The sequence below is a fragment of the Nostoc edaphicum CCNP1411 genome (assembly GCF_014023275.1).
Taxonomy (GTDB): domain Bacteria; phylum Cyanobacteriota; class Cyanobacteriia; order Cyanobacteriales; family Nostocaceae; genus Nostoc; species Nostoc edaphicum_A.
The window spans coordinates 1,232,298-1,245,882 of the sequence record NZ_CP054698.1 but is presented as its reverse complement, the minus strand read 5'-3'; the positions used below and the strand labels follow the sequence as shown (position 1 = coordinate 1,245,882).

The following is a 13,585-nucleotide window of genomic DNA, read 5'->3' as shown; positions in this document are numbered from 1 at the left end:
AAAAAATATCCTAGATTTATATGGGTATTATAAAAACTTGTTATTCTCAAAGACTTGTATTTAAAAGAACATGGCAATTTTATTTACATATTTAATTTAAATATTTTTTTAGTTTAAATATGTAGCATGCCAGCAAAATTAAGAGCTTCGTAAAAAGTAGTTGGAGACAAAAAATGATTGCTAATTCAGAATATAAAATTATAGAAAAAATTTCGGATGGTATAGATACTGTTGTTTATCGGGCACAGGAACTTACTAATGAAAGAATGGTTATCCTTAAAATACTTAAAAGTGACTACGCTAATCTTGAATGTGTAACAGATTTTAAACATGAGTATGAAATTGCTAAATCATTAGATTTACCAGGGGTTATTAAAGCTTATAGGCTAGAAAATTATCAAGATAGTATTGCTTTAGTTCTGGAAGATATTGGAGGACAAAACCTCAAACAATTTGTCAACAATAATAAAATTAATATAATAGATTGCTTAAAACTAGCTATTAAACTTACGGATATTATTATAGATTTGCATGAACAACATATTATTCATAAAGATATTAAACCACAGAATATAATTATTAACCCTAAGTCAATGCAGGTGAAAATTAGTGATTTTAGTATTGCCTCACGCTTGTCAAAAGAAAATACAATGACCGGCAATCCTAATTTGCTTAAAGGAACACTTGCTTATATGTCTCCAGAGCAAACAGGTCGCATGAATAGGTCGATTGATTACCGCACAGACTTTTACTCTTTAGGCGTAACTTTTTATGAGATACTGACTGGCAATTTGCCATTTAATTGCACTGATCCCTTAGAAATAATTCACTCTCATATTGCCAAACAGCCGATACCTCCTCATGAGATAAATCGAAAAATTCCGGAGGCTGTATCTAATATCGTAATGAAACTATTATTTAAAACTGCTGAAGAAAGATATCAAAGTGGCTTAGGGTTAAAAGCAGATTTAGAGATTTGTTTCACGCAGTTGTTAAATAATGGTAAAGTTGAAAACTTTATTCCTGGCAAGTTAGATAAATTTAGCCAATTTACAATTCCTCAAAAGCTCTATGGACGTGAGCCAGAAGTAGCATCTCTTATGTCAGCTTTTGAGCGAGTAAGTGTTGGCAGAAGTGAGATGATCTTAGTTTCAGGTTATGCAGGAGTTGGTAAATCCTGCTTAGTTAATGAAATTCATAAACCTATTCTCCAACAACAGGGATATTTTATTTCCGGTAAATTTGATCAACTTAAGCGAAATATTCCTTATACGGCTCTAATTGAATCATTTCAAGAATTGACCCAACAGTTATTAACAGAAAGCTCTGAAAAAATAATTGTTTTGAAGCAGCAACTTCTAGAAGCATTCGGTGAAATTGGTCAAGTTATTATTGATGTTATTCCTGAGATTGAAAAAATTGTAGGTCAACAGCCACCTGTGCCACAATTAGGAGCAATTGAATCCCAAAACCGTTTTAATCGAGCGTTTCAAAAGTTTATTCAAGTATTTACTCAAAAAGAACGCCCACTTGTTCTATTTTTCGATGATTTACAATGGGCAGATTTAGCATCTCTAAAATTGATTCAGATGTTGATGCTTGATGATAGCCAATATTTTTTGATGATTGGGGCTTATCGAGATAACGAAGTCATATCAACTCATCATTTGAATCAAACCTTGAATGAAATCCAAAAATCAGGAGCGATTGTAAATAATATTACACTCAAGCCTTTAAATATTAGTGATGTACATGAATTAATAGTCGATACACTTCATACTGCAACAGAAAAAACAAAAATACTAGCTGAACTTCTTTTTAATCAAACTCAAGGAAATCCTTTTTTCTTAACTCAGTTGTTCCAAACTATGCACCAAGAAAAGCTATTAAACTTTGACTTTAATAGTGGAACATGGCAGTGGGAAATAAATCAAATTCAGACCATTGGTATTACAGATTATGACGCCTTAGAATTAATTGTAAGAAATATTAAAAAATTGCCCCAAGAGACACAACAGGTATTAAAACTAGCTGCTTGTGTTGGCAATCGGTTTAACATAGATATTCTAGCAGTTGTAAATCAAAAATCTCAGTCAGAAACCGCCTCTGAATTATGGGAAGCACTTCAAGCCAGCCTAATTCTGCCCTTAAGCGATAACTATAAAGCTCCACTGTTTTTTGACAAAGACATATCTATATCTTTAGAATCTCAAGAATTAAAAGTTTCATATAAGTTTTTCCACGACCGCATCCAGCAAGCAGCTTATTCCCTGATTCCGGAATCGCAAAGAAAACAAACTCACCTTAAAATTGGGCAATTAATACTAGAATCTTGCCAAATAGAGGAAATTGAAGAAAATATTTTTAATATTGTTAACCACTTAAATTTTGGTAGTGAATTTATTTGCGATCAGTCTCAAAAAGACCAGCTAGCTAAATTAAATCTGATAGCTAGCCAAAAAGCAAAAGCATCATCAGCTTATGAAGCTGCTCTTAGCTATTCAACAGGTGGACTAGAATTACTGACACCATCGAGTTGGGAAAACAACTATGACTTGATGCTAACACTTCATCTAGAAAGCGTAGAATTAGAGTACTTAAATACTAATTTTACACGAGCAGCTATCCTAACTGAAATTATTCTAGAAAAAGCTAATAATCTGCTCGATCAAGTCAAGGCTTATCAATTACAAATCCAGTTTTATATGGCTCAAAATCAGATGCTTAAAGCCATTGATACTGGACTAGAAGCGATCGCAAAGTTGGGTATTTCTCTCTCAGTAACGCCAAATAAGCAAAGTACTATAGCTAACTTACCTCAGCTTCAAGATTTAGAAAATTTTCCAGTTGTCAAAGATCCTTACATACTTGCGGCTTTAAAAATCCTTGTTACTGTTGGTGGTGCTGCTTTTATTACTGACCCAACAGGGAAAACTTTTCCTCAGATTATCTTGACTGTCGTTAATCTCTGTATTGAACACGGTCATTCGCCTTTGGCTGCCGCTGGATATTCTTGTTATGGCATGGTGTTATGTAGCCATATAGAAAATATTGATGTTGGATATCGCTCTGGTCAAATAGCTTGGCAGATATTAGAACAGTTTCAAGCCAAGGAACTTAAAAGTAAAGTATACGCACCATTTTATGGTTTTACTTTTCATTGGAAAGAGCATGTTAGCAAAAGTATTGCTCCTTTACAGGAAGGAATTCAGAACGCCTTAGAAATTGGAGATTTAGAATACGCTGGTTATTGCTCTATCCACTATTGCGGCCATATATTTTTTAGAGGAGAACAACTCGAATCAGTAGTTCAGCAGCAAGCATTATATATTGGTTTGCTACAAAAGTTTAAACTAGATTTCCCAATAAACTACATTAAAGTTTGGCATCAATTGACATTAAACTTACAGGGGATGTCACAAGATAAATGTCATTTGGTTGGCGATAGTTTTAATGAAGTAGCAATGTTGCCATATCTACAAGCTACTAATAATGTTACTTCTTTGTTTGCTGCTTATGTTGCCAAAATGATTCTTCTTTACTTGTTTAAAGATTATACTAAGGCACTTGATAATGCCAAATTAGCTTCAGAATATATAAGTAGTGTGATGGGGATGATCACAATTAGCATCCATAACTTTTATTATTCTTTAGCCATGATTAAGTTATATCCCAATGTTGAAGCTAACACTCAACAAGAATATATGGCTGCTATCAATGCCAATCAGGAAAAAATGCAGATATGGGCTGATCACGCTCCTGCTAACTATCAGCATAAATATAATTTAGTAGAGGCAGAAAAAGCGCGAGTTTTAGGACAACCCTTTGTAGCTATGGAGTATTATGAGCTAGCTATTCAAGGGGCCAAAGAACAGGGATATCTTCAAGAAGAAGCACTAGCCAGCGAGTTAGCAGCAGAATTTTACTTTTCCCGTGGTAGAGAGCAACAGGCGATCTTCTATCTGAGAGAATCTTATCATGCTTATATCCGTTGGGGAGCGATCGCAAAAGTCAATGATTTAGAGTTAAAATACCCCGATTATTGCCCATTGAGGATAAATCAAGAATCATCTAGTTTGAAGGCTAGTTTGCGAACCACTTCAAGCAAGATCAATAATTTGGCATCTTTTGATTTGTCTACAGTTTTTAAAGCTTCGCAAGCTATTTCTAGTGAAATCATGCTAGATGAATTGCTAGCTAAGTTAATGAAAATTGTTATGGAAAATGCTGGTGCACAAACTAGTTGTTTCCTTTTAGAAAAAAATGGTCAAATGGTAATTGAGGCATTTGTAGGAGTTAACAACAATGAGATGTTTTTGGAAACTTCTATGTCTTTAGACAATAGTCTATATGTACCAATATCCGTACTCAACTATGTGATGAGAACTAAAGAAAGTGTCGTTATTGGTGATGCTATCTCTGAAGGAAAATTTACGAGTGATCCTTATATTATTCAGAATCAATGTAAGTCAGTTTTATGTACGCCGATAATTCATCAAAGTAAACTTATCGGAATTTTGTATCTGCAAAATAACTTAACAACGAATGCATTTACTACTGAACGTTTAGAAGTTTTGAAAATTCTGGCTTCTCAAGCAGCTATTTCTATTGAGAATGCCAAGCTATATACTAATCTATCTAAACTAAATAATAATCTGCAACAAGCTAACCAAGAATTAGAGAATCATAGCAAAAACCTGGAACTAAAAGTTGAAGAACGAACACAGGAATTAAATGAAAAAAACGTGTGCTTGGAAGAACAAGCACAACAATTAGAACTTACATTAAAGCAGCTACAAGCAACGCAATTACAGATGATTCAAAAAGAAAAAATGTCTGGATTAGGTCAATTAGTTGCTGGTATAGCTCATGAGATTAATAACCCAATTAATTTTATTTATGGTAACATTTCTCATGCTAGTGAATACATTAAGGATATATTACATCTAATTAACACTTATCAAAAAATATCACCCAATCTGACTCCTGAAATGCTGGCAGAACAAGAGGATATAGATTTGCCATTTTTGCTTGAAGACTTACCAAAATTGCTGTCTTCAATGAAGGTTGGAGCCGATCGGATTCGCCAGATAGTTCTGAGCTTACGTAACTTCTCCCGTTTGGATGAAGCAGAAATGAAGCCAGTAAATATTCATGAAGGTATTGATAGTACCTTACTAATCTTGCAACATCGACTCAAAAATGAGTCAGTCAATTGTAATATTCAAATTATCAAAAATTATGGTTCTTTACCATTAGTAGATTGTTATCCAAGTCAGCTTAACCAAGTATTTATAAATTTATTAGCTAATGCTATTGATGCCTTGGAAGAGTATAACTCTCACCGTTCATTGGAGAATGATGAACTTAATCCAGGTTATATCAAAATAACTACTGAGTTATTAGAGCCAAATCTGATAGCTGTTCGCATTGCTGATAATGCTTCCGGTATGAGTTCAGATATACTTTCTCAGATTTTTAATCCTTTCTTTACTACTAAACCTATTGGCAAAGGTACTGGTTTAGGATTATCTATTAGCTACACAATTATTGTAGAAAAGCATGGTGGCAAAATCAGTTGTCACTCATTCACTGGAAAAGGAACTGAGTTCATAATTGAACTTTCAGTCAATCGGAAAAGTTCTAATTTAGTCAAGTAAAAAAAACCTAAAACAATTATGATGATTAACAATTATCAAGCTCCAAGTGTTGTGAATATTTCATCAATTGAAATATTCATGGCTTTGGTAAAAGGAACTATATTAGATGAGCCTTTTGAATCTAACAGGATTGGAAAAATATCACGATTGACAACGACACAAAGGGATTTATATCTGGATAATATGCTCCATCCAGATAGCACTATTTTCACTTTAGGAATTTCCGTAAATTTACCACATAATCTAGACAGATTTATTTGGGAACAAGCAATAAAAATAGTATGCCAAAAAGATGATGCCACTAGAACTAGGTTTGTTTTTTATAAAGGAGAACCTTTTCAGTTTGTAGATCATAATACTGATGTTAATTTTGAATTTATCGATTTAGCAGTTAGTCATGTTTCTTTCACTAGTTTGCAAGAAGTTATCGAAGACAAGATTAAAATAAAGTTAAAATTGCAAAAAGGTGATCTATTTAAAAATGTTTTATTCAAAGATAAGCAGGGCAACTATACAGCTATTTTAGGTGCGCCTCATATCCTTTTTGATGGCTATTCTGGGAAAGTTTTCTTTGAAAGGGTTGCAAAAGTCTACCAAGATTTAAAAATAGACAATAACCCTCAAAAATTTGAGGGTTATTCTTTTCATGATTTTATTGATAATGATGTGGCTCGATTTGATACTCCAGAGATTCAGCAGTATTGGCTAGAAACGTTACGTAAGGTTATTCCTGTTACACCTTATATCAAAACTGAAACAGAAAATAAGGCTAAATCAAGGAAAATCCAAATTACTGGAAATGAACTAGTACAAATTAGAAAATATTGCCATTTAAATAAATGTAGTGTTCCTACATTTTTTAGGGCTGTTTATGGCATTTATTTAAGTAAATATTTACAAGCACCAGCAGATTTTGTATTTTACGATATTTTTGGTAAAAGAGATGAAAAATTGCTTAATGTTTTAGGTTGCGTTTACCAAGTAGTGCCTATTGTTATACCTCAAGTAAATATTTACAATAAATCAAGTCTAATCGATTATCTGTTATACGTAAAAAACTATCGTAAAAACCTAGACAACTTACAAAATATTTCAGTTTTATTACAAAGAACCTATTTAAAAGATGAGCAATTAAAATTCTTCTATAATTTTTATAATTTCAGTATTCTGAATATTCCTTTTACTGAAGCCTCTTCAGAATTAACTGTCCACAATTCTTTTGCCGATAATGAAGTTCATCTTGTCATTAATGACTTCAGTAATAGTTTAGATATAGAAATATTTTATAATCAGAAATATTTTACAGATATAAATTCTTTGGAGAGATTGCTTTTTATAGCAAATCAAGTTAGTCAAGGATGTGAATATTTTCATCAACTGAATATATTGCTAGAGACTGAGCAGAAAGAATTAGTAGAAACTTGGAATGATACTAGTAAAGATTATGCATTAGATAAAGGCGTTCATCAACTGTTTGAAGCGCAGGTGGAGCGATCGCCAGATGCTATAGCAGTAGTATTAAAAGAGACACAGAAGCATGAACAGTCTTCACTCACTTACCGAGAGTTAAATCAGCACGCGAACCAGTTAGCACACTACCTACGTTCGCTAGGCGTCAAACCAGATATGCCCATAGGAATCTGTGTAGAGAGAACCCTGGAAATGGCGATCGCTGTTTTGGCAGTTCTCAAAACTGGTGGGGCTTATGTACCAATGGATTCAGCGTATCCCAAGGAACGCCTAGCCTTTATCCTTGAGGATACTCAAGTATCAATACTACTCACTCAACAACAACTATTAACAGAGCTTCCTGAAACCAAAGCGCAGATTATCTGTTTAGATACCGACTGGGACAAGATAGACCAATACAGTCAGGAAAATCCCTCTAGTGAAGTAACACCAGAGAATTTAGCCTATATCATCTACACTTCTGGTTCCACAGGCACACCGAAAGGCATCTGTTTAGCTCACCGTCCTTTAGTGAATTTACTGCAATGGCATCTAAACTCACTATTAACAGGTGTTCGTACCCTGCAATTTGCCTCTTTGAGCTTTGATGCCAGCTTTCATGAGATGTTTGCTACTTGGTCTTCAGGAGGAACTTTGTTTCTCATCTCAGAAAACTTGCGTCGGGACACCACAGCTTTAGCTCGCTTTATTCAGAGTCAAGAGATTGAAAAAGTTATCCTGCCTGTTGTCGTATTACAGCAAATGGCAGAAATGGCTGTATCTCACTTGGAATTATTTACTAGTTTAAAAGAAGTTACTACCACAGGTGAGCAACTGCAAATCACCCCAGCCATTGTCAAATTATTCAAATCGCTGCCACACTGCTCATTTCATAATCACTACGGGCCATCAGAAACCCATGTAGTAACAGCTTTGACATTAGATCAAAATCCTGATTCCTGGCCAACTTATCCGTCTATCGGTCGTCCCATAGCTAACACCCAAATCTACATCCTCAATGCAGAGTTAAAGCCAGTTCCTATCGGTGTTCCGGGAGAGCTTTATATTGGTGGCGATAGTTTAGCTAGGGGTTATCTCAATCGACCTGATCTGACTAGTGAACGCTTCATTCTCAATCCTGATGCGAAATCGCACCGTTTATATAAAACAGGTGACTTAGCTTGCTACTTACCAGATGGGAATATTGAATACCTGGGTCGGATAGACCAGCAAGTGAAGATTCGCGGCTTCCGCATTGAGTTGGGGGAAATTGAAGCAATGCTGTTGCAGCATCCTGATGTGCGTGAAGCCGTAGTCATAGCGCGTGAGGATGTGCCTGGAAATAAATATTTAGTCGGTTATGTTGTCTGTAGCTTCATTCCAGAGCAAGTACGCACAATAAGTAGTAATCTGCGTAAATTTCTCAAACAGAAGTTACCAGATTATATGATGCCTTCCAGTTTCGTAATTTTAGATGCATTACCACTAACACCTAACGGGAAAGTAGATCGTCGTTCCTTACCAGCACCCGATCGCACTGGACGGAATTTAGAGCAAGATTTTGTCTCACCTCGTACCATCGTTGAGGAAGTACTAGCAAAAATTTGGGTGGAAGTTTTGCGATTGGAGCAGATTAGTGTCTACGATAACTTTTTTGAGATTGGGGGACACTCACTGCTAGCAACTCAGGTAATTTCTCGTGTTCGAGATACCTATCAATTAGATTTACCATTGCGGGGTTTATTTGATGCACCTACTATTGCCAGCTTGGCGGAAAGTATTGAGACACAACTTAAGCAAAATCTGGAATGGCACACTCAAGCAATTGTACCTGTAACGCGCAACCAAAACTTGCCTCTTTCCTTTGCCCAGCAGCGATTATGGTTTCTTGAGCAGTTCTTACCCGGCAATCCTTTATACAACTTACCGCAGACTTTTCACCTTGTTGGTCAAGTAAATTTAAGTGCCTTAGAACAGAGCATCAACGAAATTATTCGCCGCCATGAAGTTTTACGCACCACTTTTACTTTCTTAGATGGGCAGCCAGTACAAATTATTGCTCCTACCCTAACTGTATCTCTGCATTTAATAGATTTGAGATTGTTGTCTGACTCGCAAAAAGACACAGAAATCCAGCGATTAACAATTGAGGAGTGCCAACGACCTTTTAACCTCAATGACGGGCCGCTAGTACGAACCACCCTTTTACAGTTAGGTGCAGAAGAATATATACTGCTTTTGAATATTCACCATATTGTTTTTGATGGTTGGTCTGTCGGTACATTTTTCCGAGAACTAAGACTGCTATATCAAGCCTTTGTTAATGGTCAACCTTCTCCCCTTGTTGAACTTCCGATTCAGTATGCAGACTTTGCTCTTTGGCAACGGCAATGGTTGCAAGGAAAAGTATTATCAGAGCAACTAGACTATTGGAAGCAGCAGTTAGCAGATTTACCTATTTTACAGTTGCCAAGCGATCGCCCCCGACCAGCAATCCAAACCTATCGCGGGACGCGTCAACCTTTAGCACTTTCCAAATCTCTCAGTGAGACACTAACTCGCTTCAGTCAGCAGGAGGGAGTTACTTTATTTATGACGCTCTTAGCAGCGTTCCAAACATTGTTATTCCGTTATACGAGTAGCGCAGATATCCCAGTCGGTTCGGTAATTGCCAACCGTCACTATCAGGAAATTGAGAATTTAATTGGATTTTTTGTTAACACCTTAATACTACGCAGTAATTTTTCTGACTCTCCAACTTTTCGCCAGTTGCTCAAGCAAGTGCGAGAAGTGACCTTAGAAGCCTATGCTCATCAAGACCTACCCTTTGAAAAACTGGTAGAGGAACTAGAACCACAACGAGATTTGAGCCGTCATCCCCTGTTCCAAATCGGCTTTGCTCTGCAAAATGTACCCATACCAGCGATAGAACTTTCTGGTATGACCATTAACCATCGCTTAGAACACAATGGCACAGCCAAGTTCGATCTGTTCTTAGAATTATTTGAAACACCAGATGGGATTAGTGGTTGGTTTGAGTACAGTACCGATTTATTTGATGCTGCTACCATCTCTCGCATCGGGGAAAATTTTCAGACTTTAGTTGCAGGTATCGTTGCTAATCCCGACCAGAAAGTTGCAGATTTACCCCTATTAACAACTACTGAGCGCCAACAATTATTAGTGGAATGGAATCAAACTCAAGCAGATTACCCTGAGCAAAGTTGCATTCACCAACTATTTGAAGCGCAAGTAGAGTGCGAGCCTGATTTTGTAGCAGCAATTTTTGCAGAACAGCAAATAACTTATCACAAATTGAATGGCAGAGCCAATCAATTAGCCCGTCATTTACAAACTTTAGGTGTCGGGCCGGATGTATTAGTAGGGATTTGTGTAGAGCGATCGCTAGAGATGATCGTAGCTCTATTAGCGATTCTCAAAGTCGGTGGAGCTTATGTACCTCTAGATACCGCCTATCCACAGCAGCGTTTATCCTTAATGCTGACAGACTCTCAAGTAACAGTGCTATTAACCCAACAAAGTTTATTGGAGCAGCTTCCCGAACATCAAGCTAGTATTGTCTGTCTGGATAGAGACTGGGAGAATATTGCTACTCAAGCCCAAGATAACCTGGATATTAATATCCATCCTGACAATTTAGCTTATGTTATCTACACTTCCGGTTCTACTGGCAAACCAAAAGGTGTAGCGATGCCGCACCGTCCCTTAGTCAACTTAATTGCTTGGCAATCGCAAACTTCCACAGTTGGCTTTGGTAGCAAAACACTGCAATATACACCGATTAGCTTTGATGTTTCCTTCCAAGAAATCTTTGCCACCTTAACTACAGGCGGGACATTGGTATTGATTTCGGAATCATTACGGCGTGAACCCACACAACTGCTGCAATTTCTGAACCGAGAAGGGATTGAGCGCTTGTTCCTACCGTATGTCGCTTTGCAACAATTAGCCGAAATGTCAAGGATAGAAGGCATAGTACCCTGTAGTTTGCGCGAAGTGATTACGGCTGGAGAACAGTTACGCATTACAGATGCGATCGCATATTTATTTCGCCAATTACCTAACTGTACTCTCCACAACCACTATGGCCCATCGGAAACTCATGTTGTGACTGCCTTTACCCTCACAAATTCACCTACAGATTGGTCGATTTTGCCCCCCATTGGACGACCGATTGCTAACAGTCAAATGTATCTATTGGATTCTCAATTACAACCTGTTCCTATAGGTGTGCCTGGAGAACTCTATATTGGTGGTATTGGTATAGCACGTGGCTATCTCAACCGCTTGGATCTTACAGATGCTCGGTTCATTCCCAACCCCTTTGAGAATTCAAAATTATATAAAACAGGGGATTTAGCACGTTATCTACCAGATGGCAATATCGAATATCTCAGTCGTATCGATCATCAAGTGAAAATTCGCGGCTTCCGAATCGAACTAGGAGAGATTGAAGCTTTACTAGCACAACATCCCTCTGTCAAAACAAGTGTTGTTATAGATCGGGAAGATGTACCTGGACAAAAGCGTTTGGTCGCTTACGTAGTGCCAAATCAACAATATGAGAATGACAGCCAATTTACATTAGAACTCCGCCACTTTCTCAAACAAAAGCTACCAGAATATATGTTACCTACAGCTTTTGTATGTTTGGAGAAGTTACCACTAACACCCAGTGGGAAGTTAGATCGTCGAACATTACCTACTCCCGATCAATCCAGACCCATTCTAGAAGTAGCATTAATTACACCTCGTACTCCTACTGAGGAAAAAATGGTCGGTATCTGGACTAAGATACTTGGCATTGATAATCTGGGTATTCAAGATAATTTCTTTGAACTTGGCGGTAATTCCCTATTAGCAGCGCAGTTAATGATATATGTGCGAGAAACTTTTCAAGTACAGATGCCTGTAAGATGTATTTTTGAGCAGCAGACTATAGAAGGACTGTGCCAGATAGTTGAGAAATTAGATCACGAAGGAAATGCTGCTCTCAATAATGTTATTAGTTTCAAAGCTGAAGCTGTACTTGATTCAAACATCTATTCCCAAGGAGTACTTGCTAAAGATATCAGTCAGCCAAAGCATATTTTCTTAACAGGTGCTACCGGCTTTCTCGGTGCTTTCTTACTACATGAATTGTTGCAGCAAACAGAGGCGAAAATATATTGCCTTGTGCGTGCTGATAATGAAAGTGAAGGTCTGAGAAGGTTGCAGAAAAACCTAGAAAAATATTTAATATGGGACGCAAACCAAAGCTCAAGAATTATTGCAATACCAGGAAATTTAGATCAACCTTGTTTAGGACTTTCTTCAGAGCAATTTGAGAGGCTAGCAGAGCAGATTGATGTTATTTATCACAGTGGTGCTGAAGTCGGCTTTGCTAAACCATATTCTCTAATGAAGGCGGCAAATGTTCTTGGCACTCAAGAAGTTCTGAGATTGGCATGTCATGGTCAACTTAAGCCACTACACTACATCTCAACAATTGCTATTTTTAGCACAATTGCTTGTTTTAATAGATTGAACGTCCTTTATGAGGACGATGATATTGATCGTAGTGAAACTTATCTTTATCAAGATATTGGTTATATACAAAGTAAATGGGTAGCTGAAAAACTTGTTTGGATTGCGAAATCTAGAGGTATCCCCATAACAGTTATTAGATCGGGATTTTTAATGGGTCATCCGCATACTGGTGTAACTAATACAGATGACTACATATCTAGATTGATCAAAGGTTGTATTCAATTAGGGAGTTTTCCCGATTTAGTCAATCAAAAACAAGATTTAATTACTGTTGATTATGCCAGTAAAGCTATTGTCCAAATATCTACAAGGAAAGAATCTTTAGGAAAGGCATTTCATCTAGTTCCTTTGGCATCGCAAAATATTGATTTAGCTAGATTATTTGAACTGATATCAACTTGTGGATACCATCTGAAAAAAGTGTCTTATGAAGAATGGACAAACGATTTAATTAATCAAGCTCGATACTCTCAAGAAAATTCGTTATTTCCTCTCATCCCCATGTTAACTGAAAAAGTTCATGAAGGGGTGACTGCATGGCAACTATATCAAAACACTCCTGATTTAGACTGTTGCAATACCCTTGAGGCAATTGCTGATACTTCCATCTCCAATCCATCAATGGATACTGAATTAATCAGTAAATATTTAGCTTATTTTCAAAGTAGCGGATTTTTAAATACAGAATTTGTATTGTAGACAATTGTTGTGAAGAGTTTGGCTATCTAGGAATAATATTTGATTGAAATACATGTAGAGTGTGTTAGCGAAGCATAATGCACCCTACTGGCATGGTAAATAGAGAAATTAGATCAATATTGGGTTACCTTGGGCGATCTTGCTACATTCTTCACCGAACCTACATTTTTTTGCAATTGCAATATTTTAGCCTTGCCATGCTGATACGTATATTTTAAAAATCAGAT

At 36.7% G+C, this 13,585-nt stretch carries 2 protein-coding genes; both read left to right on the top strand.

Annotated features, from left to right (window positions below; all coding sequences use genetic code 11):
• The first annotated feature begins 173 nt into the window (after positions 1-173).
• A complete protein-coding gene (locus tag HUN01_RS07865; RefSeq protein WP_181930806.1) occupies positions 174-5,660 on the top strand; it encodes an ATP-binding sensor histidine kinase in 5,487 nt (1,828 codons plus the stop codon).
• A gap of 18 nt (positions 5,661-5,678) precedes the next feature.
• A complete protein-coding gene (locus HUN01_RS07860) occupies positions 5,679-13,358 on the top strand; it encodes a non-ribosomal peptide synthetase (protein WP_181930805.1) in 7,680 nt (2,559 codons plus the stop codon).
• Positions 13,359-13,585: the final 227 nt, after the last annotated feature.